General features: G+C 67.8%; 18 protein-coding genes. 7 read left to right on the forward strand and 11 right to left on the reverse strand.

What is annotated here, in order from left to right:
* Positions 1 to 32 precede the first annotated feature (32 nt).
* The 6 genes from BN118_RS06845 to BN118_RS06870 form a co-directional block, all read right to left on the reverse strand.
* Entirely contained in the window at positions 33 to 284 is a 252-nt protein-coding gene (locus BN118_RS06845) for a GlsB/YeaQ/YmgE family stress response membrane protein (protein WP_010930123.1), read from the reverse strand.
* A 147-nt stretch (positions 285 to 431) separates the two neighbouring features.
* Positions 432 to 1,046 carry an SCO family protein gene (locus tag BN118_RS06850; protein WP_010930124.1) on the reverse strand — a complete coding sequence of 205 codons (615 nt, stop codon included), beginning with the start codon at positions 1,044 to 1,046 and terminating at the stop codon, positions 432 to 434.
* A 186-nt stretch (positions 1,047 to 1,232) separates the two neighbouring features.
* Positions 1,233 to 3,347: a M3 family metallopeptidase gene (locus BN118_RS06855; protein WP_019248379.1), complete on the reverse strand. Its 2,115-nt coding sequence runs from the start codon at positions 3,345 to 3,347 to the stop codon at positions 1,233 to 1,235.
* Between the two features lie 75 nt (positions 3,348 to 3,422).
* On the reverse strand, positions 3,423 to 4,274 hold the full coding sequence (gene folD, locus BN118_RS06860) for a bifunctional methylenetetrahydrofolate dehydrogenase/methenyltetrahydrofolate cyclohydrolase FolD (RefSeq protein WP_003811948.1): 852 nt from the start codon (positions 4,272 to 4,274) through the stop codon (positions 3,423 to 3,425).
* Positions 4,271 to 4,897, reverse strand: a complete 627-nt coding sequence (locus BN118_RS06865) for a response regulator transcription factor (protein WP_010930126.1) — start codon at positions 4,895 to 4,897, stop codon at positions 4,271 to 4,273. The genes folD and BN118_RS06865 overlap by 4 nt, the downstream gene beginning before the upstream one ends.
* The gene (locus BN118_RS06870; protein WP_003817147.1) at positions 4,894 to 6,648 is read right to left on the reverse strand and encodes a PAS domain-containing sensor histidine kinase; all 1,755 of its coding nucleotides are present in this window, start codon (positions 6,646 to 6,648) and stop codon (positions 4,894 to 4,896) included. Before BN118_RS06870 ends, BN118_RS06865 begins: the two co-directional genes overlap by 4 nt.
* A gap of 292 nt (positions 6,649 to 6,940) precedes the next feature.
* Between BN118_RS06870 and aceE the strand changes: the two genes are divergently transcribed.
* Genes aceE through lpdA form a run of 3 tightly spaced genes read left to right on the forward strand, consistent with a single transcriptional unit; the run spans position 6,941 to position 13,093 of the window.
* Positions 6,941 to 9,646, forward strand: coding sequence for a pyruvate dehydrogenase (acetyl-transferring), homodimeric type (aceE, locus tag BN118_RS06875; RefSeq protein ID WP_014905653.1), 2,706 nt, complete (start codon positions 6,941 to 6,943; stop codon positions 9,644 to 9,646).
* Between the two features lie 12 nt (positions 9,647 to 9,658).
* The gene (gene aceF, locus BN118_RS06880) at positions 9,659 to 11,305 is read left to right on the forward strand and encodes a dihydrolipoyllysine-residue acetyltransferase (protein WP_014905654.1); all 1,647 of its coding nucleotides are present in this window, start codon (positions 9,659 to 9,661) and stop codon (positions 11,303 to 11,305) included.
* Between the two features lie 12 nt (positions 11,306 to 11,317).
* Complete coding sequence (gene lpdA / locus BN118_RS06885) at positions 11,318 to 13,093, forward strand: dihydrolipoyl dehydrogenase (protein ID WP_014905655.1); 1,776 nt, start codon at positions 11,318 to 11,320, stop codon at positions 13,091 to 13,093.
* 221 nt (positions 13,094 to 13,314) lie between these two features.
* Here the strand turns inward: lpdA and BN118_RS06890 are convergent, their stop codons facing one another.
* A complete protein-coding gene (locus tag BN118_RS06890) occupies positions 13,315 to 14,490 on the reverse strand; it encodes a FliC/FljB family flagellin (protein ID WP_003817151.1) in 1,176 nt (391 codons plus the stop codon).
* A 42-nt stretch (positions 14,491 to 14,532) separates the two neighbouring features.
* Positions 14,533 to 15,483, reverse strand: a complete 951-nt coding sequence (locus BN118_RS06895) for an IS481-like element IS481 family transposase (protein ID WP_005012808.1) — start codon at positions 15,481 to 15,483, stop codon at positions 14,533 to 14,535.
* A gap of 17 nt (positions 15,484 to 15,500) precedes the next feature.
* Here BN118_RS06895 and BN118_RS21030 point away from each other — a divergent pair, with 17 nt between their 5' ends.
* Complete coding sequence (locus BN118_RS21030) at positions 15,501 to 15,623, forward strand: hypothetical protein (RefSeq protein WP_255033170.1); 123 nt, start codon at positions 15,501 to 15,503, stop codon at positions 15,621 to 15,623.
* On the opposite strand, the gene BN118_RS06900 is transcribed toward BN118_RS21030, so the two are convergent.
* A complete protein-coding gene (locus BN118_RS06900; RefSeq protein WP_010930130.1) occupies positions 15,582 to 16,322 on the reverse strand; it encodes a 16S rRNA (uracil(1498)-N(3))-methyltransferase in 741 nt (246 codons plus the stop codon). The genes BN118_RS21030 and BN118_RS06900 overlap by 42 nt on opposite strands.
* A 194-nt stretch (positions 16,323 to 16,516) precedes the next feature.
* Between BN118_RS06900 and tkt the strand changes: the two genes are divergently transcribed.
* The 3 genes from tkt (at position 16,517) to BN118_RS06915 (ending at position 20,892) form a co-directional block, all read left to right on the forward strand.
* A complete protein-coding gene (tkt, locus tag BN118_RS06905; RefSeq protein WP_010930131.1) occupies positions 16,517 to 18,553 on the forward strand; it encodes a transketolase in 2,037 nt (678 codons plus the stop codon).
* A gap of 17 nt (positions 18,554 to 18,570) precedes the next feature.
* Positions 18,571 to 19,581 (forward strand): type I glyceraldehyde-3-phosphate dehydrogenase, encoded by a 1,011-nt coding sequence (gene gap / locus BN118_RS06910; protein WP_010930132.1) that lies wholly within the window; start codon positions 18,571 to 18,573, stop codon positions 19,579 to 19,581.
* 117 nt (positions 19,582 to 19,698) lie between these two features.
* Positions 19,699 to 20,892 (forward strand): phosphoglycerate kinase, encoded by a 1,194-nt coding sequence (locus BN118_RS06915; protein WP_010930133.1) that lies wholly within the window; start codon positions 19,699 to 19,701, stop codon positions 20,890 to 20,892.
* Positions 20,893 to 20,921: 29 nt separating this feature from the next.
* On the opposite strand, the gene fabI is transcribed toward BN118_RS06915, so the two are convergent.
* Together fabI and BN118_RS06925 are read right to left on the reverse strand one after the other, a co-directional pair.
* Positions 20,922 to 21,695, reverse strand: coding sequence for an enoyl-ACP reductase FabI (gene fabI, locus BN118_RS06920; RefSeq protein WP_014905656.1), 774 nt, complete (start codon positions 21,693 to 21,695; stop codon positions 20,922 to 20,924).
* Positions 21,692 to 22,882 carry an acetate/propionate family kinase gene (locus tag BN118_RS06925; RefSeq protein WP_014905657.1) on the reverse strand — a complete coding sequence of 397 codons (1,191 nt, stop codon included), beginning with the start codon at positions 22,880 to 22,882 and terminating at the stop codon, positions 21,692 to 21,694. The genes fabI and BN118_RS06925 overlap by 4 nt, the downstream gene beginning before the upstream one ends.
* Positions 22,883 to 22,888 lie beyond the last annotated feature (6 nt).

Below are 22,888 nucleotides of genomic sequence, written 5' to 3' on the forward strand. Positions count from 1 at the left end.
TGCCGGCCTGTCTGTTTGCGCAGTGGCGAGGGTCAGGCGCGCTTCTTGGCGACCAGGCCCACGACGAACAACACGATGATCGCGCCGACGACCGAACCGATCCAGCCCGCGGGTTCGCCCGGTGCGTACCAGCCCAGTTGCTGGCCCAGGAAACCGGCGACCACCGATCCGATGATGCCCAGGATCGTCGTCATGATGTAGCCCATGTTCTGGTCTCCCGGCATGATGGCCCGGGTGATCAGTCCGACGACAAACCCGACGATGATCATGATGATGATGTTCATACGCGCGCTCCTTCGTGGTGGCGAAATGGTGCGGCCATATGATACCCATGGCCGTGCGCCCGACGCTGTAACAACACGTACGACCGCAGGGGATTGCCGCGCGGTGGGGCGCAAAAGCAACAACCGCGCCCTGGGGCGCGGTCCGGATCATTGGGTCTGCGCGATGAGCTGGCGCAGGTCCTTGACCATGGTGTCGATGGTGTCCGTGTCGGAGGCCAGCAGGCGCGCCTTGCCCTGGTTGTCGAAGATATAGACGCCGCGGCTGTGGGTGACGTCGTAGATATCGGCGTCGTCGCCCGGCTTGGGCTTCTCGATCTGGTAGGCCACCCGATAGCGCCGCGCCAGGTCGGCGATCTGCTTTTCGTTGCCGGTCACGCCGATCGCATTGCTGTTGAACTCATTGACATAGGCCTGCAGGATGTCCGGGGTATCGCGATGCGGGTCGACGCTGACGAACAGGATGCGCACGTCCCTGGCCTGCTCGCCCAGTTGCTGCAGCACCGCCGTCAGTTGCGCCATGGTGGTGGGGCAGACGTCGGGGCAGCTGGCGTAGCCGAAGAACAGCAATACCGTCTTGCCCTTGAGGTCGTCGCTGCTGACGGTCTTGCCGTGCGCGCCCGGCAGGCTGAACTTCAGGTCGGGCAGATGGCCCTTGACGTTGTACAGCGACCAATCCGCCGAACGTTCGCTGCACGCCGCCAGCAGCATCAACATCGCCAGGAGCAGGCCGCGCCACGCGCGGCCGGAAAGAGGTGAGTACATGGTAGATACAGCCAGGCGCCGACGCGGCGCGCGCATGAGTGGAAAGGACCTGGGGATTCTACCGCGTCGGGGCGGGAGGGGCGCGGGGGTGGAGTTGGCAGGTGCCTGTCCCCGCGGGGACAGGCACCTGAGGCGTCCAGAAGTCAGCAGGTGCCAGTCCCCCTGCGGGGACAGGCACCTGAGAGGTCAGGCTTGCATGCCGCTGTGCCGCAGCAGGGCGTCGATGCGGGGTTCGCGGCCGCGGAAGGCGCGGAAGGAGTCGGCGGCGGGGCGGGCGCCGCCGACGGCGAGGATTTCCTTGCGAAAGCGCGCGCCGGTGGCGCCGTCCAGCGTGGTGGCGGCCGGCTCGCCCTGGCGGGCGGCTTCCTCGAAGGCTTCGTACGCGTCGGCCGACAGCACCTCGGCCCACTTGTAGCTGTAGTACCCGGCGCCATAACCGCCGGCAAACAGGTGCGAGAAGCTGTGGGGCAGGCGATGCCACGCGGGCGGGAACAGCACCGCGACTTCCTGGCGCACCTGCTGCAGCAGCGCCAGCACGTCGGCGATAGGCGCGCCTTGCGGGCGGTCGTGCAGCATCATGTCGAACAGCGCGAACTCGATCTGGCGCACGGTCTGCATGCCGCTCTGGAAGTTGCGCGCCGCCACCAGGCGGTCGTAGAGATCGCGCGGCAGCGGCTGGCCGGTTTCGACATGGGCCGACAGCTTCTGCACCACGCTCCATTCCCAGCAGAAGTTCTCCATGAACTGCGACGGCAGTTCGATGGCGTCCCACTCGACGCTGGCGAACGCCGCCGCGCCGGGCTCGTCCACTTCGGACAGCAGGGCGTGCAGCGCGTGGCCGGTTTCGTGGAACAGCGTGATGACGTCATCGTGCGTGAGCAGCGCGGCCTTGTCGCCATTGGGGCGCGAGAAGTTGCACGTCAGGTAGGCGACCGGCGTCTGCAGATCGCCTTGCACGCGGCGTCGGCTGCGCTCGCTGTCGACCCAGGCGCCGCTTTGCTTGCCGGCGCGCGCGTACAGGTCGAGGTAAAGATGCCCCAGCGTCGCGCCGTCCGGGCTTTCGACCCGCACGCCGCGCACGTCGGCATGCCAGGACGACACCGGCACTTCGCGCAGGCGCACGTCGAACAGCGTCTCGATGACCTCGAACAGGCCCGCCAGCACGCGCGGCTCGGTGAAGTACTGCTTGATCTCGTCTTCCGAGTAGGCATAGCGCGATTCGCGCAGCCGCTCGGCGGCGAAGGGCACGTCCCAGGGCTGCAGCTCGGCCAGGCCCAGCTCGCCGGCGGCGAAGGCCTGCAATTCGGCCAGGTCGCGTTCGGCGTACGGCTTGGCGCGGCGCGCCAGGTCGCGCAGGAAGTCCACGACTTCGGTGGCGTCGCGCGCCATGCGGGTCTGCAGGCGCAGGGCGGCGAAGGTGGGGTACTGCAGCAGCCCGGCTTCGTCGGCGCGCAGCTGCAGCAGTTCTTCGATCAGCGGCGAGTTGTCGTAGGCGGCGTCGCCATGCTCGGACGCGACGGTGCCGTACGCGCGGTACAGGGTTTCGCGCAGGGCGCGGTCGCGCGCGTACTGCATGACGGGCAGGTAGCAGGGCATTTTCAGCGTCAGCTTCCAGCCGGTGGCGCCATCGTCCTCGGCCGCCTTGCGCGCCGCGGCCAGCACGTCGGCCGGGATGCCGTCCAGGCGCGCCTGGTCGTCGACCAGCAGCGACCACGCGTCGATGGCGTCGAGCACGTTCTCGGAGAACTTCTGCGATGCCTGGGCCTCGCGGTCGGAGATCTCGGCGTAGCGTTCGCGCGCGGCCCCTTGCAGCTCGACGCCGCTGAGGCGGAAGTCGCGCAGCGCCAGCTCGACCACGCGGCGGCGCACCGGCGGCCAGGCCGCGAAATCCTCGGCGGCCTGCAGGCGCTGGTACTGGCGGTACAGGCCTTCGTGCAGGCCGACCCAGGTGGAGAATTCGGTGACCAGCGGCAGCGCGGCGTTGTAGGCCTCGCGCAGCACGGGCGTGTTGACCACCGCGTTCAGGTGGCCGGCCACCGACCAGGCGCGCCACAGGCGCTCGGATGCGCTGTCCAGGGGCGCCACCACGGCGTCCCAGGTGGCGGGCAGGGCCGGGTCGGCCGCGTGTTCGACCGCCGCGCGGGCGATATCCACCAGGGCCTGGACGGCCGGCACGATGTGTTCGGGTTTGACGGCGGCGTAGTCGACCAGGTCGGCGACCGGCGCAAGCAGGGGATTCTGGGTCATGGGCTTGGAAATTCCGTGGACGAGCCGGCGCAGCCCGAAGGGCGCGCATGCCATGAGAGTGGGGACGGACGGGCGGATTGCAAGGCGGGCATGCCAGGCGCGGCGCGCCTGGCTGCGCGGGGCAGGGCCTTACGCGGCAGCGCGTTCGGCCGCTTCAACCGTATTGACCAGCAGCATGGCGATGGTCATGGGGCCGACGCCGCCGGGCACCGGCGAGATGGCGCCGGCCACTTCGCGGGCCGAGGCCATGTCGACGTCGCCGCACAACTTGCCGTCGGCGCCGCGGTTGATGCCGACGTCGATGACCACGGCGCCGGGCTTGATCATCGAGCCGTCGATCATGCCGGGCTTGCCGGTGGCCACCACCAGCACGTCGGCGCGGCGCGTCTGGGCGCCCAGGTCGCGGGTCTTGGAGTTGCAGATCGTGATGGTCGCGCCCGCCTGCAGCAGCAGCATCGCCATCGGCTTGCCGACGATATTGCTGGCGCCCACGATGACCGCCTCGGCGCCGCGCAGGGCCACGCCTTCGGATTCGAGCATCTTCATCACGCCGTAGGGCGTGCAGGGGCGAAACAGCGGCTGGCCGGTCATGAGCAGGCCGGCATTGCTGATGTGGAAACCGTCGACGTCCTTCTCGGCGGCAATGGCCTCGATCACCTTGTGCGCGTCCATGTGCCTGGGCAGCGGCAGCTGCACCAGGATGCCGTGGATGGACGGGTCGCGGTTGAGCGCGTCGATGCGTTCGAGCAACTGGGCCTCGGTGAGGTCGGCCGGGTATTGCTCCTTGACCGAATGCAGGCCGGCCTTCTCGCAGGCGGCGACCTTGTTGCGCACATAGACTTGCGAGGCGGGGTCATCGCCCACCAGCACGACCGCCAGGCCGGGGCGCACGCCCTTGGCCGTCAGCGCCTGCACGCGCTGGGCGACTTCTTCGCGAATGCGCTGCGACAGGGCGGCGCCGTCGATGATGCGTGCGGTCATGTGTGGGCCTCGGGTTTGGCCAGGGCCACTTTCATCAGGTCTGCTACGGTGGTCACTTCAAGTTTTTCCATGATGTTGGCGCGATGCGCCTCGACGGTCTTGATGCTGATGCCCAGGTCGTCGGCGATCTGCTTGTTCAAGCGGCCGGCGACGATGCGTTCCAGCACCTGTTGCTCGCGCGCCGTCAGGCGGGCAAGCATGGCTTCGTGGTCTTTCTGCGCCTGGAACTTGCTGATCCGCTGCACCGCCTGCTCCAGCATGCGGGCCACGATCTCGCGCAGGTCGGATTCGTTGAACGGCTTTTCCAGGAAGTCCACGGCGCCCTTTTTCATGGTCGACACCGCCATCGGCACGTCGCCGTGGCCGGTGATGAACACGATGGGCAGCGGGGCGTTGCGGGCGATCAGCTGCTCCTGCAGTTCCAGGCCGCTCATGCCCGGCATGCGCACGTCGGCGATCAGCACGCCGATCTGGCTGGCGTCGTACTCGTCCAGGAAATTCTCGCCGCTGGCGTAGGCGCGTACGCGGTAGCCGTTGGCTTCCAGCAGCCAGCGCAGGGAATCGCGCACGGCTTCGTCGTCGTCAACTATGAATACGGTGCTCGACAGGTGGGGCGTGTTCATGCGTGCAACTCCTCGGACTGGTCGTTCTGTGCCTGCGACTGGGGCGTGGCGCAGGGCAGTGTAAAGCGGAAAATGGTGCCGCCGGCAGGATTGGGATCCGCCCACAGACGGCCGTGGTGCGACTCGATAATGGTACGGCAAATGTTCAGCCCCATGCCCAGTCCTTGCGACTTGGTGCTGAAGAACGGTTCAAACAGGCGCTCCGGCTCGGGCAGCCCGTGGCCGCGATCGACCACCGCCACCTCGATGTGCTGCTCGTGCGGGATGACGGCCACTTTCAGCTCGTCGGACTCGCTCTTTTCCATGGCCTCCAGGCCATTCTTGAGCAGGTTCAGCAGCACCTGTTCGATCAGGATGGGGTCGGCCAGCACGTCGGGCGCGTTCGAGGGCACGAAGCGCTCGATGCGGATGCGGCGCTTGCGCGCGTCGATCTCGGCGAACCCGATGGCGTTGTCGACGATGCGGCTGATCGCCACCCGCTGGCGGCGCGGTTCGCTGCGTTTGACGAACTCGCGGATGCGGCTGATGATCTTGCCGGCTCGCTCGGCCTGCGAGGCGGCCTTCTCCAGCGCCGGCAGCAGCATGTTGGGGCTGGTGTGGCCGGCCTTGACCAGCGCCACCGCGCCCATGCTGTAGTTGGCGATGGCGGTCAGCGGCTGGTTCAGCTCGTGCGCCAGCGACGAGGCCATCTCGCCCATGGTGGTCAGGCGGCTGGTGAGCTGGATCTTCTCCTGCTGCACGCGCGAGGCTTCCTCGTGGACGCGGCGCTCGGTGATGTCGCGCGCTACCTGCATGCGCACGCGGCGGCCGTCGGTCCAGGCCAGCATGCGGTGGTGCACCTCGAACCAGCGCTGCACCGAGGGGGCGAACACCTCCACCGACTCGTCGGTGAAGCGGCCGCGCCGGCCGGCCAGCAGCTCGTCGTGGCCGCCGGTCTGGGCGCCGAACACGCGCCGGTAGGTGCGGTTGGCGAACAGCAGTTCCAGTCCGTCGTGGGTGTCGGCGGTGACCGAGATGGCGTCGTCCAGGCCTTCGAGCACGGTCATGAAGCGTTCGTGCGCGGCGGTCAGGGCCTCGCGGATGCGCTTGGGTTCGGTGATGTCGGTCATGGAGGTCATCCAGCCGATCTGGTCGCCGTTGGGGTCGAGCAGGGGCGAGACGTACATGCGCGCCGTGAAGCGCGAGCCGTCGCGGCGCTGCGCCTCGACCTCCAGCCCGCTGCTGGGCGTCTTGCCCGAGGTCAGCACCTCCAGCGTGTGCTGGTGCTGGTCGTGGCGGCCGGGCACCCAGTACGGAAAGGGCGGGCTGCGGCCGATCAGGTCGGCTTCGTTCCAGCCGATCATGCGGCAGAACGCCGGATTGACGTAGGCGATGCGTCCCTCCATATCCAGCACCCGCATGCCGGTGGACATGGAGTTCTCCATCGCGCGGCGAAAGCCCGTCTCGGCGATCAGGGCGGCCTCGGCCTCGGAGCGAAAGCGCGTATAGCGCCACAGCATCAGCAGGCTGATCACGATGACGCAGGACAGCGCCAGCACCACCCAGATCAGCCGCTGCTGGCGCAGCTCCTGGTCGATGGTGACGAACATGACGCTGTCGTCGTGGATGCGCTGCAGCCAGAAGAACACGCCCATCACACATATATAGAGGACGAGCACGAGCGCCGGCGTCAGCCAGTACACGCCACGCCTGCGCGCGCGGGCGTGGTCACGGAACGACATCGGTATATTGGACTTGGGCGGGCTGGACATGGACTTCTTGTCGTTGGAGCCGGCATTTTAGATTCTGTTGCGGCTTGTTGCTTGCCGGGGAAGGGGATTTCCGCGATAACTGTCGCTACAACGGATTTTGTATTATGAAATGCCGTACCGCAACATGAAAATTTCCTTGCGACGGGTTAATCTTGCTACTTAGAATGCCGGCTTCGGCACAATGCAGCCGTCCGCAACCCACGCGTAACATGGTATCCGGCATCCGGCAACTCTTGCGCCCCGCACACTGATAAGCCGGGAAGCGGCCAGAAACCCCAACAGGAGACACACGATGTCCTCTTTCGCCCAGGCTGGCGCCCTAGCGGCCGCCAATGACGAAGACACCCTCGAGACACAGGAATGGCTGGAAGCATTGGCCGCCGTCCTCGACCGTGAAGGACCGCAGCGCGCGCACTACCTGCTGGAGCGTCTGATCGACGAGGCGCGCCGTTCCGGCGCCCATATCCCGTTCTCGCCGAACACCGCCTACGTGAACACGATTCCGCCGGGGCTGGAGCCTGCCCATCCCGGCAACCTGGAGCTGGAAGCCCGCATCCGCTCGTACGTGCGCTGGAACGCCATGGCGATGGTGGTGCGCGCCAACAAGCACAACCCGCCCGACGGCGGCGACCTGGGCGGCCATATCGCCTCGTTCGCCTCGCTGGCCACCATGATCGGCTGCGGCCAGAACCATTTCTGGCACGGCGAGACCGAAGAGCACGGCGGCGACCTGGTGTACTTCCAGGGCCATACCTCGCCGGGCATGTACGGCCGCGCCTACCTGGAAGGCCGCCTGACCGAGGACCAGCTCAACCATTTCCGCCAGGAAGTCGACGGCAAGGGCCTGTCTTCCTATCCGCACCCCAAGCTGATGCCGGATTTCTGGCAGTTCCCCACGGTGTCGATGGGCCTGGGCCCGCTGATGGCCATCTACCAGGCCCGTTTCCTGAAGTACCTGCATGCCCGCGGCATCGCCGACACCAGCAACCGCAAGGTCTGGGTGTTCTGCGGCGACGGCGAGATGGACGAGCCCGAATCGCTGGGCGCCATCGCCCTGGCCGCGCGCGAGAAGCTGGACAACCTGATTTTCGTCATCAACTGCAACCTGCAGCGCCTGGACGGCCCGGTGCGCGGCAACGGCAAGATCATCCAGGAGCTGGAAGGCGACTTCCGCGGCTCGGGCTGGAACGTCATCAAGCTGATCTGGGGCGGCTACTGGGACCCGCTGCTGGCGCACGACAAGGAAGGCATTCTGCGCCGCATCATGGAAGAGGCCGTCGACGGCGAGTACCAGGCGTACAAGGCCAACGACGGCAAGTACGTGCGCGAGCACTTCTTCGGCAAGCATCCCAAGCTGCTGGAGATGGTCGCGCGCATGAGCGACGAGGACATCTGGCGCCTGAACCGCGGCGGCCATGACCCCCACAAGGTCTATGCGGCGTTCGACGCGGCCAGCAAGCACGCCGGCCAGCCCACCGTGATCCTGGCCAAGACCATCAAGGGCTACGGCATGGGCCACGTCGGCCAGGCCAAGAACCCCACCCACCAGCAGAAGAAGCTGGAGCTCGACTCGATCCGCGAGTTCCGCGACCGCTTCGGCATTCCGATTCCCGACGACAAGCTGGAAGAGCTGCCGTACTACAAGCCGGCCGAAGACTCGCCCGAAATGCAGTACCTGCACGAGCGCCGCAAGGCGCTGGGCGGCTACCTGCCCAAGCGCCGCGCCAAGGCCGACGAGCAACTGAAGGCGCCGGCCCTGGACGCCTTCAAGGCCGTGCTCGAGCCCACCGCGGAAGGGCGCGAGATCTCCACCACCCAGGCTTTCGTGCGGGTGCTCAACCAGGTCCTGCGCGACAAGGACCTCGGTCCGCGCGTGGTGCCCATCCTGGCCGACGAGTCGCGCACCTTCGGCATGGAAGGGCTGTTCCGCCAGATCGGCATCTATGCGCCCGAAGGTCAGAAGTACACCCCGGTCGACAAGGACCAGGTCATGTACTACAAGGAGTCGGCCGACGGCCAACTGCTGCAGGAAGGCATCAACGAAGCGGGTGCGATGAGCTCGTGGATGGCGGCGGCCACGTCGTACTCCACCAACAACCGCATCATGGTGCCGTTCTACATCTATTACTCGATGTTCGGGTTCCAGCGCGTGGGCGACCTGGCCTGGGCGGCCGGCGACATGCAGGCGCGCGGCTTCCTGCTGGGCGGCACCGCCGGGCGCACCACGCTCAACGGCGAGGGCCTGCAGCACGAGGACGGCCACAGCCACCTGCTGGCCTCGACCATCCCGAACTGCGTCTCGTACGACCCGACGTTCGCCCACGAGCTGGCCGTCATCATCCAGCATGGCCTCAAGCGCATGGTGGAGGACCAGGAGAACGTCTACTACTACCTGACCGTGATGAACGAGAACTACCCGCAGCCGGGCCTGACCGCCGGCGACGAGGAAGGCATCATCCGCGGCATGTACAAGCTGAAGTCGCACGGCAAGGGCAAGCAGCGCGTGCAGCTGATGGGTTCGGGCACCATCCTGTGCGAAGTGATGGCGGCCCAGGAACTGCTGGAAGCCGACTGGGGCGTGGCGTCCGATATCTGGAGCGTGACCAGCTTCACCGAGCTGCGCCGCGACGGCCTGGACGCCGAGCGCCACAACCTGCTGCATCCGGAAGGCAAGCAGCAGGTGCCGTACGTGACCACGCAGCTGGCCAAGAGCGACGGCCCGATCATCGCCTCGACGGACTACATGAAGCTGTTCGCCGACCAGATCCGCCCGTTCGTGCCCAAGGGCCGTACCTACAAGGTGCTGGGAACCGACGGTTTTGGCCGCTCGGACTTCCGCTACAAGCTGCGCGAGCATTTCGAGGTCGATCGCCACTTCGTGGTGCTGGCCTCGCTGCGCGCGCTGGCCGACGAGGGCAAGATCCCGGCCGCCAAGGTCGCTGAAGCCATCAAGAAGTACGGCATCAACCCGAACAAAGCCAACCCGCATCACGCCTGAGGGTAAACAGACATGAGCAATATCGTGGAAATCAAGGTACCGGACATCGGTGACTTCAAGGAGGTGGAAGTCATCGAGGTGCTGGTATCGGCGGGCGACACGATCAAGGCCGAGCAAAGCCTGATCACGGTGGAGTCCGACAAGGCATCGATGGAGATTCCGGCCTCGGCCGCGGGCGTGGTGAAGTCGGTCAAGGTGAAGGTGGGCGACAAGATCGCCGAAGGCACGGTCATCCTGGAAGTGGAGGCGGCCGGCGAGGCCGCCGCCGCGCCCAAGGCCGAGGCCCCCAAGGCCGAGCAGGCCGCCGAGACGCCCAAGGCCGACGCCGCGAAGGCCGAGGCGCCCCAGGCGCAGGCGGCCCAGGCCGAGGCGCCGGCCGCCGCCGGCCCGATCGAAGTCAAGGTGCCCGATATCGGCGACTTCAAGGAAGTCGAGGTCATCGAGGTGCTGGTCGCCGAGGGCGACACCATCAAGGCCGAGCAAAGCCTGATCACGGTCGAGTCCGACAAGGCCTCGATGGAAATCCCGGCCTCGGCGGGCGGCGTGGTGCAGTCGCTCAAGGTCAAGGTAGGCGACAAGGTCGCGATGGGCACGGTCATCGCCGTGGTGCAGGGCCAGGGCGCCGCCGCGGCGCCGGCCGCAGCCGAGCCCGCCGCGCCGGCTTCGCCCGTGGCCCCGGCTTCGGCTCCGGCGCAGCGGCCCGCCCCGGCCGCCGCGCTGCAGGACGAAGACCTCAAGCCCGGCCAATTGCCGCATGCCTCGCCGTCGGTGCGCAAGTTCGCGCGCGAGCTGGGCGTGAACCTGAGCCGCGTCACCGGCTCGGCCGCCAAGGGCCGCATCACGGCCGATGACGTGCGCGCCTACGTGAAGCAGGCGCTGTCGGCTGGTGCGCCGGCTGGCGCCTCGGGCGGCGGCGATGGCGCCGCGCTGGGGCTGCTGCCGTGGCCCAAGATCGATTTCACCAAGTTCGGCCCCATCGAAGCCAAGCCGCTGTCGCGCATCAAGAAGATCTCGGGCGCCAACCTGCACCGCAACTGGGTCATGATCCCGCACGTCACCAACAACGACGAAGCGGACATCACCGACCTGGAGGCGCTGCGCGTGGCGCTGAACAAGGAGAACGAGAAATCGGGCGTCAAGGTCACCATGCTGGCCTTCCTGATCAAGGCGGTGGTCGCGGCGCTGAAGAAGTTCCCCGAGTTCAACGCCTCGCTGGATGGCGACAACCTGGTGCTCAAGCAGTACTACCACATCGGCTTCGCCGCCGACACGCCCAACGGGCTGGTGGTGCCGGTGGTGCGCGACGCCGACAAGAAGGGCATCCTGGAGCTGGCCCGCGAAACCTCCGAGCTGGCCAGGAAGGCCCGCGAAGGCAAGGCCTCGCCCGCCGAGATGCAGGGCGGCTGCTTCTCGATCTCGTCGCTGGGCGGCATCGGCGGCACGCATTTCACGCCCATCATCAACGCGCCCGAAGTGGCCATCCTGGGCGTGTCGCGCTCGGCCCACAAGCCGGTCTGGGACGGCAAGCAGTTCGTGCCGCGCCTGACCCTGCCGCTGTCGCTGTCCTATGACCACCGCGTCATCGACGGCGCCTCGGCGGCGCGCTTCAACGCCTATCTCGGCCAGCTGCTGGTCGACTTCCGCCGCATCGCGCTGTAACGGGGGCAATCGATGAGCAATATCGTGGAAATCAAGGTGCCCGACATCGGTGACTTCAAGGAAGTCGAAGTCATCGAGGTGCTGGTCGCCGCCGGCGACACCATCAAGGCCGAGCAAAGCCTGATCACGGTCGAGTCGGACAAGGCGTCGATGGAAATCCCGGCCTCGTCGGCGGGCGTGGTGAAATCGGTCAAGGTCAAGGTGGGCGACAAGGTCGCCGAGGGCACGGTCATCCTGGACGTGGAGGCGGCCGGCGAGGCCGCCGCCGCGCCCAAGGCCGAGGCGCCCAAGGCCGAGGCGCCGAAGGCGGATGCACCGAAGGCGCCGGCCGCCAAGGCGAGCGCGCCGGCCGCGGCCGCCTACAGCGGCTCGGCCGACCTCGAATGCGACATGCTGGTGCTGGGCGCGGGCCCCGGCGGCTATTCGGCCGCCTTCCGCGCCGCCGACCTGGGCATGGACACCGTGATGGTCGAGCGCTACGCCACCCTGGGCGGCGTGTGCCTGAACGTGGGCTGCATTCCCTCCAAGGCGCTGCTGCACAACGCCGCGGTGATCGACGAAGCGCGCGCGCTGGCCGCCCATGGCATCAGCTTCGGCGAGCCCAAGGTCGACCTGGACAAGCTGCGCGGCTACAAGGACAGCGTGGTCGCCAAGCTGACCGGCGGCCTGGCCGGCATGGCCCGCGCGCGCAAGGTGCGCGTGGTCACCGGCACGGGCGAGTTCGCCGACCCGCACCACCTCACGGTGACCGACGGCGAGGGCAAGAAGCAGACCATCCGCTTCAAGCAGGCCATCATCGCCGCCGGCAGCCAGTCGGTGAAACTGCCGTTCCTGCCCGACGACGAACGCATCGTGGACTCCACCGGCGCGCTGCAGCTGCGCGCCATCCCCAAGAAGATGCTGATCGTCGGCGGCGGCATCATCGGCCTGGAAATGGGCACGGTGTACTCCACCCTGGGCGCGCGCCTGGACGTGGTGGAAATGCTCGACGGCCTGATGCAGGGCGCCGACCGCGACCTGGTCAAGGTGTGGCAGAAGATGAACGCGCCGCGCTTCGACAACATCATGCTCAAGACCAAGACGGTAGGCGCCGAGGCCCGCAAGGACGGCATCTACGTCAGCTTCGAGGGCGAGGGCGCGCCCAAGGAGCCGCAGCGCTACGACCTGGTGCTGCAGGCCGTGGGCCGCAGCCCCAACGGCAAGAAGATCGGCGCCGAGCGCGCCGGCGTGGCCGTCACCGAGCGCGGCTTCATCGAGGTGGACCGCCAGATGCGCACCAACGTGCCGCACATCTACGCCATCGGCGACGTGGTCGGCCAGCCCATGCTGGCCCACAAGGCCGTGCACGAAGGCCACGTGGCGGCCGAGGCGGCCCATGGCGAGAAGTCGTACTTCGACGCGCGCGTCATTCCGTCGGTGGCCTACACCGATCCGGAAGTGGCCTGGGTGGGCCTGACCGAGGACGAGGCGAAGAAGCAGGGCGTCAAGGTCGAGAAGGGCCTGTTCCCGTGGGCGGCCTCCGGCCGCGCCATCGCCAACGGCCGCGACGAGGGCTTCACCAAGCTGCTGTTCGACGCCGAGACCCACCGCATCGTCGGCGGCGGCATCGTCGGCACGCACGCGGGCGATCTCATCAGCGAAATCGCCCTGGCCATCGAAATGGGCGCGGACATGGTCGACATCGGCAAGACCATCCACCCGCATCCGACCCTGGGCGAATCCGTCGGCATGGCCGCCGAAGTCGCCGAAGGCGTGTGCACCGACCTGCCGCCGATGCGCAAGAAGTAAGGCGCGCGGCATGGCAGCACAAGGGCCCCTCGCGGGGCCCTTGTGCGTTGGCGCGGCGCATTGGCCAACGGAAGAGGGCGGGGCGTGAGCAGGCGCCTGCCCCGCCGGGACACACGCTCTTGCGCGCGCCGGACGCAAAAACGCCCGGCGCGGTGAGGCGGCCGGGCGTACGTACTGCCATGGCCCCGGGCGGGTTGTGCCCGCCCGGGGTGTGCCGATGCTTAGCGCAGCAGCGACAGGACGTTTTGCGGGACTTGGTTGGCCTGGGCCAGGACCGAGGTGCCAGCCTGTTGCAGGATCTGGTTCTTGGTCATGTTCGACACTTCGGTCGCGTAGTCCGAATCTTCGATGCGCGAACGGGCAGCCGATAGGTTCGTGATCGTGTTGTTCAGGTTGGCAACGGTCGATTCGAAACGGTTCTGGATCGCGCCCAGCGAGCTGCGCTGCTCGTCCACGGCCTTCATGGCGTCGTCCAGCTTGGACAGCGCGTTGGCGTTGCCGCCGGACACGGTGACGTTGTCGCCGGAGGCGACGTCGTTGACGCCGACGGCGGCTTCAGCGGCTTGCGAAGCGACGGCACCCAGTTGGTCGCCCAGGGCGGCCTTGCCGTCCTTGTCGAAGGTCAGGGCGTAGGAGGTCAGCGTGCCGGCGTTGTCGACCACGACCGCGTATTGCGGGTTGGCGGCATCGCCGTACGAGACGACGCTGCCGTCGCCTGCGGCGGCGCCAGCAGCCTGTTCGGCGGCCGCCACGGCGGCGTCGAAGGTCACGGTGTCCGAAGCGATGGTGGTCGTGACGGCCGACAGCACGTCAAAGCCCAGCGCGTTGACGGTGCGAGCCTCGCCGTTGACCGTGCCACCGGGGACGGTGCCCACGGCGTCATACAGGTTCCAGTTCGAGTTGCGATCGATCTTGATATCGATCGTTTCGTTGTCCTTGGCGCCGACCTGGATCGACAGGGTCATGTCGGTGGCGTTGGACTTCAGGACCTTGATGCCGTTGAAGTCGGTCTGCTCGGCGATGCGGTTGATTTCTTCCAGGCGCTGGTTGACTTCCTGCTGGATCGAGTCGATGTCCGAAGCCGAGTTCGTGCCGTTGGAGGCCTGAACCGTCAGTTCGCGGATGCGCTGCAGGTTGTTGTTGATTTCGTTCAGCGCGCCTTCGGTCGTCTGGGCGATCGAGATGCCGTCGTTGGCGTTGCGGGCAGCCTGGGTCAGGCCCTTGACGTTGGCGGTGAAGCGGTTGGCGATGGCCTGGCCGGCCGCGTCGTCCTTGGCGCTGTTGATGCGCAGACCCGACGACAGGCGCTCGATGGCGCTACCCAGGGCCGATTGGGACTTGTTCAGGTTGTTCTGGGCAACCAGCGACAAGTAGTTGGTATTGATGACTGCAGCCATGTTGAGGCTCCCAAGAGAGAAAGGCTTCTTCAAACCGGGCAGCTAGTTGTGAACTGTCAATAGGTTGTATTCGTCCAGGTTGAGTCTGGAGATGGGTACAGCGCGCCCGATGCCTTGGTGGGGTCGATGCCAGTTGTAGTGGTGTAGCCAGGATTTCATGGCATCGGCTCGGTGTTGGGAGTTCTGGTAGGTGTGAGCGTAAGCCCACTCACGCAAGGCCGACTGGATGAAGCGTTCGGCCTTGCCATTGGTCTGTGGGCGGTAAGGTCGGGTAAAGCGGTGCTTGATGCCCAGCTCATGGCACAGCGCGGCGAAGGCGCGGCTGCGAAAGGCCGAGCCATTGTCGGTGAGCAAGCGCTGGATGGTCACGCCCAGGCGCTGGTAGTAGGCCACTGCGTCCTTGAGGAACTGGACGGCGCTGGGGAAGCGCTCGTCGGGGTGGATGTCGGTGAAGGCCACGCGGGCGTGGTCATCGATGGCCACGAAGACGAAGTCCCAGCCGGCCCCCTCAACGGTATCGCGTCGGTTGCCCGTGACCCGGTGGCCAGGGCGCTGGATACGTCCCAGCTTCTTGATGTCGATGTGCAGCAGATCGCCGGGGGCCTGATGCTCGTAGCGCACCACCGGCTCGGCCGGCTCCAGGTCGGCCAGGTGCGACAGACCGGCGCGGGCCAGGACGCGGCTGACGGTGCTGGCTGACACGCCCAGCGCCTGGGCGATGCGCGCTTGGGTCAGCCGCTTGCGGCGCAGCTCCACGATAGCCAGCGCCTTGGCCGGCGCAATCGCTCGGGGCGAGACCGTCGGGCGCGAGGACGCATCGGCCAAGCCCGCCTGGCCCTGAGCCAGGAAGCGGCCCAGCCATTTGCGCACAGTCGGCGCGGTGACCCCATAGGCGCGGGCCGCTTCAGGCACACAAACTTGATGGGCGATCAATTGCTGGACCATTTCGAGTCGACGTAGGAAGGTCAATCGGGCATGCTTATGGGTGTTCATCCGGCCGGGCTCCTTGAGTGAACTGGGGGGGTGGCGATTTCCAGTTTCTCAAATCCGGTTCGGATGAACCATGCATACAACCTATTGAATCTTCACAGCTAGCCGTTCCAGCCCCTGATGGCGCTGACCGCGGCGATTAGGGCGATGCCCGCAGTTTCGGTGCGCAGCACCCGGGGGCCGAAGCGCACCGCCTGCACGCCGGCCGCGCGCGCCTGCTCCAGCTCCTCATCCGACCAGCCGCCTTCCGGTCCCACCAGCAGGCAGATGTCGTCGTGCGCGGCGTGCCGCGCCAGCGCGCCGGCCAGATCGAGCTCGGCCTCGGGGTGGCACAGCAGGCGCAGCGCCGCGCCGGGCGCCTGTGCCAGCCAGGCCGCCAGGGCCTGCGGCGCGTCCACGGCCATCAGGCGGTTGCGGCCGCATTGTTCGGCGGCCGCCTGGGCGATCCGCTGCCAGTGCGCCAGGCGCTTTTCGGCGCGCGCCCCGTTCAACTGGAGCACGCTGCGCTGCGCCGCGATGGGGCTGACCCGCCAGGCGCCCAGTTCGACCGCCTTCTCGACCACCCAATCCATCTTGTCGCCGGCCGGCAGGCCCTGGACCAGCGTGATGCGGCCCGGCAATTCGGCTTCGCGCGGCACATGCGCGCCCAGTTGCGCCCAGGCCGCCTTGCCCTCGATTTCCAGCGTGGCGGGATATTCGCCGCCGGCGCCGTCGAACAGCACCAGCGCCGCGCCGGCGCGCAGCCGCAGCACGCGCACCGCGTGATGGGCGAGCGCTTCGGGCAGCGCCACGCACTCGCCGGGCGCCAGGCGGGCGTCGCAGTAGAAACGGGGCAGGGACATGGCAGGTTCGCGTACGGCTGGGACAAGGCCGTAAGCCTATCATTTCGGCGCTTGGGCGCCGCGATCCGGGCGGGCCGGCCGCCGCGGCGCGCACTATCGGGGACGGATATTCTCCCGGTGCTAAAATCTGGAGCTTTTCAATCCTTACACCTGACGTCGGATTGACCGGCCGCCAGGGTCACAGAGCCTCCCGAATGAGCAACCCGACCGCCCCTAAACTTGCCTTGGCGGATGCCATCCGCGTACTTGCGATGGACGCCGTGCAGAAAGCGAATTCCGGACACCCCGGCGCGCCCATGGGAATGGCCGAAATCGCGCAAGCGCTGTGGCTGGGCAACCTGCGCCACAACCCGGCCGATCCGGCCTGGGCCAACCGCGACCGCTTCGTGCTGTCCAATGGCCACGGCTCGATGCTGATCTACGCCCTGCTGCACCTGACGGGCTACGATCTGCCCCTGGAAGAGCTGAAGAACTTCCGCCAGCTGCATTCGCGCACGCCGGGGCACCCCGAAGTGGGCATCACCCCGGGCGTGGAAACCACCACCGGCCCACTGGGCCAGGGCCTGGCCAACGCGGTCGGCATGGCGCTGGCCGAGGCCCTGCTGGCGGCCGAATTCAACCGCGCCGGCCACACGGTGGTGGACCACCACACCTATGTCTTCCTGGGCGACGGCTGCCTGATGGAAGGCATCTCGCACGAGGCCTGCTCGCTGGCCGGCACGCTCAAGCTGTCCAAGCTGGTGGCGCTGTACGACGACAACGGCATTTCCATCGACGGCCATGTCGAGCACTGGTTCGCCGACGACACGGCGACCCGCTTCGAGGGCTACGGCTGGAACGTGATCCGCGGCGTGGACGGCCACGACGTGGCGGCGGTGGACGCGGCCATCAAGCAGGCGCGCGCGCAATCCGAGAAACCCACCCTGATCGTCTGCCGCACCGTGATCGGCAAGGGTTCGCCCAACATGGCCGGCACGCACAATGTGCACGGCGCGCCGCTGGGCAACGACGAGATCGCCGCCACCCGCGCGGCGCTGGGCTGGTCGGCCGGCCCCTTCGAGGTGCCGCAGGATATCTACGCCGCGTGGGACAGCCGTCCCGCCGGCGCGCTGGCGCAGGCCGCCTGGGAAGACAAGTTCCAGGCCTATGCGGCCCAGTATCCGGCCGAGGCCGCCGAATTCACGCGCCGCATGAAGGGCGAGCTGCCCGAAGGCTTCGCCGCCCGGTTCGAGGCTTTCCTGCAGGCCACCGTGGCCAAGGGCGAGACGGTCGCCACCCGCAAGGCGTCGCAGTTCGCCATCGCCGAGCTGGCCGGCCTGCTGCCGGAGATGCTGGGCGGCTCGGCCGACCTGACCGGTTCGAACTTCACCGACTGGAAGGGCGTGGCGCCGCTGCGCGCCGGCCACCACGGCGTGCATTTCGGCCGCCATATCAACTACGGCGTGCGCGAGTTCGGCATGGCCGCCATCATGAACGGCATCGCGCTGCATGGCGGCTACCTGCCGTTCGGCGGCACCTTCCTGACGTTCTCGGACTACTCGCGCAACGCCATCCGCATGGCGGCGCTGATGAAGCAGCGCGTGGTGCACGTGTTCACGCACGATTCCATCGGCCTGGGCGAGGACGGTCCGACCCACCAGTCGATCGAACACGCCGCCAGCCTGCGCCTGATTCCCAACCTGTCGGTGTGGCGGCCCTGCGACACCGTCGAGACGGCCGCCGCCTGGGGCGCGGCCGTGACGCGGCCGGCCAGCATCGGCATGGACTTGCACGACGGCGGTCCGACCGCGCTGCTGCTGTCGCGCCAGAACCTGCCGTTCGTGGCGCGCGACGAGGCCACGCAGAAAGCGATTGTTCGCGGTGGTTACGTCTTGCGCGACGCACACGACGCGCGTGCGGCTATCATCGCCACGGGCTCGGAAGTCGCCATCGCGCTGGCCGCGCAGGAATTGCTGGCCGCCGACGGCATCGCCGTGCGGGTGGTTTCCATGCCCAGCACCGACGTGTTCGACCGCCAGGACGCCGAATGGAAGCGCGAAGTGCTGCCGGCCGGCATGCCGCGCGTGGCCGTCGAGGCGGGCGTGACCGCGTTCTGGCACAAGTACGTGGGCCTGGAAGGCGCCGTGGTGGGTATCGACCGCTATGGCGAGTCGGCGCCCGCCGGGGCTTTGTTCAAATTCTTCGGACTGACCGCTGAAAAGGTGGCCGAGGCCGTCAAGCAGGTTTTGTAAAAAAGGGAGATCAAGTCATGACCATTCGCGTCGTCATCAACGGCTACGGCCGCATCGGCCGCAACATCCTGCGCGCCCACTACGAAAACGGCAAGAAGCACGATATCGAGATCGTCGCCATCAACGACCTGGGCGATCCCAAGACCAACGCGCACCTGACGCGTTTCGACACGGCGCACGGCAAGTTCCCCGGCACCGTGACGGTCGACGGCGACTACATGGTCGTCAACGGCGACAAGATCCGCGTGCTGGCCAACCGCAACCCGGCCGAACTGCCGTGGGGCGAGCTGGGCGTGGACGTGGTGCTGGAGTGCACGGGCTTTTTCACCTCCAAGGAAAAGGCCGGCGCGCACCTGAAGGGCGGCGCCAAGAAGGTCATCATCTCGGCGCCCGGCGGCAAGGACGTCGACGCCACCATCGTGTTCGGCGTGAACCAGAACGTGCTCAAGGCCGAGCACACCGTGATCTCCAACGCCTCGTGCACCACCAACTGCCTGGCCCCGCTGGTCAAGCCGCTGCACGACAAGCTGGGCGTGGAAACCGGCCTGATGACCACCGTGCACGCCTACACCAATGACCAGGTGCTGACCGACGTCTACCACGAAGACCTGCGCCGCGCCCGCTCGGCCACCATGAGCATGATCCCGACCAAGACCGGCGCGGCCGCCGCGGTCGGCCTGGTGCTGCCCGAGCTCAACGGCAAGCTGGACGGTTTCGCGATCCGCGTGCCGACCATCAACGTCTCGCTGGTCGACCTGTCCTTCGTGGCCAAGCGCGACACCACCGTCGAGGAAGTCAACAGCATCCTGCAGGCCGCCGCCGAAGGCGAGCTCAAGGACATCCTGACCTACAACACCGAGCCGCTGGTGTCGATCGACTTCAACCACAACCCGGCCTCCAGCAACTTCGACGCGACCCTGACCAAGGTGTCCGGCAAGCTGGTCAAGGTCTCGTCGTGGTACGACAACGAGTGGGGCTTCTCGAACCGCATGCTCGACACCACCGTCGCGCTGATGTCGGCCAAGTAAGCCGCACGGCCTGAACAGGGCGCAAGGGCCAGGTTGGTTTTCCCGTCACGGGGAAACGGATCTGGCCCTTTTCGCAGGCAGGCCCCGGACGCTATCCACACAGGAACCGAATACAGTATGTCCAACGTCAATACGCTTTCCGCGCTGGCCAAGAGCGGCGCTCTGTCCGGCAAGCGCGTTTTCATCCGCGCCGACCTCAACGTGCCGTTCGACGACGCCGGCCGCATCAGCGAAGACACCCGCATCCGCGCCTCGGTGCCCGGCATCCGCCTGGCGTTAGACGCCGGCGCGGCGGTCATGGTCACCTCGCACCTGGGCCGCCCCAAGGAGGGCGCGCTGACCGAGGCGGACTCGCTGGCCCCGGTCGCGCAGCGCCTGTCCGAACTGCTGGGCATGCAGGTGCGCCTGGTGCCCGACTGGGTCGACGGCGTTTCCGTCGAGCCGGGCGAAGTCGTGCTGCTGGAGAACTGCCGCGGCAACGTGGGCGAGAAAAAGGACGACGAAGGCTTGTCGCGCAAGATGGCGGCGCTGTGCGATGTGTACGTCAACGACGCCTTCGGCACCGCGCACCGCGCCGAGGCCACCACGCACGGCATCGCGCGCTTCGCGCCGGTGGCCTGCGCCGGCCCGCTGCTGGAGGCCGAGCTCGACGCGCTGGGGCGCGCGCTGCATGATCCCAAGCGGCCGCTGGTGGCGATCGTGGGCGGCTCCAAGGTGTCGACCAAGCTGTCCATCCTGCAATCGCTGGCCGACAAGGTCGACCAGCTGGTGGTCGGCGGCGGCATCGCCAACACCTTCATGCTGGCCGCCGGCCTGCCCATCGGCAAGTCGCTGGCCGAGCCCGAGCAGGTCGAGCAGGCGCGCGCCGTGATCGAAATCATGAAGCGCCGCGGCGCCGAGGTGCCGATTCCCACCGACGTGGTTTGCGCCAAGTCGTTCGGCGCGGACGCCGCGGCCACCGTCAAGGCGGCCGCCGACGTGGCCGAGGACGACATGATCCTCGACATCGGACCGCAGACCGCGCAGCGCCTGGCCGATATCCTCAAGACGGCCGGCACCATCGTCTGGAACGGTCCGGTCGGCGTGTTCGAGTTCGACCAGTTCGCCCACGGCACCGAGGTGGTGGCGCGCGCCATCGCCGACTCGGCGGGCTTTTCGATTGCCGGCGGCGGCGATACGCTGGCGGCCATCGCCAAGTACGGCATCGCCGACCAGACCGGCTATATCTCGACCGGCGGCGGCGCTTTCCTGGAGTTCCTGGAAGGCAAGGCGCTGCCGGCCGTGGCCGTGCTGCAGGCGCGCGCCGCGTAAGGCGCGCCGGGCCCGGCCACGGCCGGGCCTCAATCGATGATGTGGTAGCCGCCGTCGATGTAGAGGGTCTGGCCGGTGATGCGGCGCGCCGCGTCGGTGGCCAGCCAGGCGGTGGCCTCGCCCACGTCGTCGATGCCGACCAGGCTGCGCGCCGGCGCCTTGGCCTGGGCGCGGTCCAGCAAGGCGTCGAAGCCGGTGATGCCCGAGGCGGCGCGGGTCTTGAGCGGCCCGGGCGAGATGGCGTGCACGCGTATGCCCTGCGGACCCAGTTCGGCCGCCAGGTAGCGGGTGGCCGATTCCAGCGCCGCCTTCACCGGCCCCATCATGTTGTAGTGCTCCACCACCATCTGCGAGCCGTAGTAGGTCATGCAGAACAGGGTGCCGCCCTTGGGCATCAGGGGCTCGGCCAGGTGCGCCATGCGGATGAACGACCAGCACGAGATGTCCATGGCCTGCAGGAAGCCTGCGCGCGAGCAGTCGACCACGCGTCCCCGCAGATCGTCGCGCGGCGCGTAGGCGATCGAATGCATGACGAAATCCAGGCTGCCCCAGCGCGCGCCGATTTGCTCGAACACGGATTCGAGCTGGCCGTCGACGCGCAGGTCCAGCGGCAGCAGCAGGGCGGCGTCGATGCTGCGCGCCAGCGGCTCGACGTGGACGCGCGCCTTGTCGTTCAGGTAGGTCACGGCCAGTTCGGCGCCCAGCGCGCGGAAGGCGCGCGCGCAACCCCAGGCTATCGAGTCCTGGTTGGCGATGCCGGTGACGAGCCCGCGCCGGCCCTGCAGGGGGGCGGCGGCGTTCATGCCTGCCTCTGCCGCACCAGCGCCAGCGTGTGCTGGGCGATGATCAGTTCTTCGTTGGTGCGCACCACGTAGACGCCGATGGCGCTGTCGTCGCTGGAAATGCGCGGGCCGTGGCGGGCATTGCGCGCCTCGTCCAGCCGCACGCCCAGCCATTCCCAGTGGCGGGCGATCGCCGCGCGCACCGGCGCGGCGTTTTCGCCGATGCCGGCGGTGAACACGATGGCGTCGATGCCGTTCATGGCGCAGCCCAGGCCGGCGATGCCCTCGGCCACGCGCCAGGCGAAGTAGTCCAGCGCCAGCCGGGCCGCCGGCGCGTCGCTGGTCAGCAGCTCGCGCACGTCGTTGCCGATGCCCGACAGCCCCTTCAGCCCGCAGTCGTGATAGAGCAGATGCTCGATGTCGTCGTGGCTCATGCCGCGCTCCATCATCCACAGCACCACGCCCGGGTCGAGGCGGCCGGGCCGGGTGCCCATCGGCAGGCCCTCGAGCGCGGTAAAGCCCATGGTGCTGTCGACGCTGCGGCCATCGACCATGGTGCAGGCCGAAACGCCGTTGCCCAGGTGGGCGGCCACGATCTTGCCGCCGGCGATCTCGGGCAGCGCGCGCCGCAGGCGCTGCGCGATGTACTCGTACGACAGGCCGTGGAAACCGTAGCGCCGCACGCCCTCCTGGTACAGGTGCTCGGGCAGCGCGTAGCGGTCGGCCAGCGGCGAGTGGGTGCGGTGGAAGGCCGTGTCGAAGCAGGCCACTTGCGGGATGTTCGGCCGGCGCTCGCGGATCACGCGGATGGGCGCAAGGTTGTTGGGCTGGTGCAGCGGCGCCAGCGGGGTGAGATCGTCCAGCTGCGCCAGCACGTCGTCGTCGACCAGCACCGGCGCATCGTACTGGGTGCCGCCATGCACCACGCGGTGACCGATGGCGCAGGGCGCGCCGCCCAGGTGGCCGCTGAGCCAGGTGCCCAGCACTTCCTGGGCGCCCGGCACGTCGGCCGCGTGCGTGGGCGCCACGTCGCGCTCGAGCAGGGTGTGGCCGTCCTGGGCGCGGATGCGCAGGTGCGGGCGCGACCCGCCGATGCCGTCGAGCTGGCCGCCCAGGGTGGGCCGCAGCTCGTCGCCCTCGGCGATCTCGTACAGGTAGAACTTGAGGCTGGAGCTGCCGGCGTTGATGACGAGAAGATTGTCGCTCATGGTCGC

Origin of the sequence: Bordetella pertussis 18323 (assembly GCF_000306945.1) — a bacterium.
GTDB classification, from domain to species: domain Bacteria; phylum Pseudomonadota; class Gammaproteobacteria; order Burkholderiales; family Burkholderiaceae_B; genus Bordetella; species Bordetella pertussis.

Coding starts and splice junctions, on each gene's coding strand:
- BN118_RS06845 (WP_010930123.1), bottom strand. CDS start 284: ATGAACATCATCATCATGATCATCGTCGGGTTTGTCGTCGGACTGATC.
- BN118_RS06850 (WP_010930124.1), bottom strand. CDS start 1,046: ATGTACTCACCTCTTTCCGGCCGCGCGTGGCGCGGCCTGCTCCTGGCG.
- BN118_RS06855 (WP_019248379.1), bottom strand. CDS start 3,347: ATGGCATGCGCGCCCTTCGGGCTGCGCCGGCTCGTCCACGGAATTTCC.
- folD (WP_003811948.1), bottom strand. CDS start 4,274: ATGACCGCACGCATCATCGACGGCGCCGCCCTGTCGCAGCGCATTCGC.
- BN118_RS06865 (WP_010930126.1), bottom strand. CDS start 4,897: ATGAACACGCCCCACCTGTCGAGCACCGTATTCATAGTTGACGACGAC.
- BN118_RS06870 (WP_003817147.1), bottom strand. CDS start 6,648: ATGTCCAGCCCGCCCAAGTCCAATATACCGATGTCGTTCCGTGACCAC.
- aceE (WP_014905653.1), top strand. CDS start 6,941: ATGTCCTCTTTCGCCCAGGCTGGCGCCCTAGCGGCCGCCAATGACGAA.
- aceF (WP_014905654.1), top strand. CDS start 9,659: ATGAGCAATATCGTGGAAATCAAGGTACCGGACATCGGTGACTTCAAG.
- lpdA (WP_014905655.1), top strand. CDS start 11,318: ATGAGCAATATCGTGGAAATCAAGGTGCCCGACATCGGTGACTTCAAG.
- BN118_RS06890 (WP_003817151.1), bottom strand. CDS start 14,490: ATGGCTGCAGTCATCAATACCAACTACTTGTCGCTGGTTGCCCAGAAC.
- BN118_RS06895 (WP_005012808.1), bottom strand. CDS start 15,483: ATGAACACCCATAAGCATGCCCGATTGACCTTCCTACGTCGACTCGAA.
- BN118_RS06900 (WP_010930130.1), bottom strand. CDS start 16,322: ATGTCCCTGCCCCGTTTCTACTGCGACGCCCGCCTGGCGCCCGGCGAG.
- tkt (WP_010930131.1), top strand. CDS start 16,517: ATGAGCAACCCGACCGCCCCTAAACTTGCCTTGGCGGATGCCATCCGC.
- gap (WP_010930132.1), top strand. CDS start 18,571: ATGACCATTCGCGTCGTCATCAACGGCTACGGCCGCATCGGCCGCAAC.
- BN118_RS06915 (WP_010930133.1), top strand. CDS start 19,699: ATGTCCAACGTCAATACGCTTTCCGCGCTGGCCAAGAGCGGCGCTCTG.
- fabI (WP_014905656.1), bottom strand. CDS start 21,695: ATGAACGCCGCCGCCCCCCTGCAGGGCCGGCGCGGGCTCGTCACCGGC.
- BN118_RS06925 (WP_014905657.1), bottom strand. CDS start 22,882: ATGAGCGACAATCTTCTCGTCATCAACGCCGGCAGCTCCAGCCTCAAG.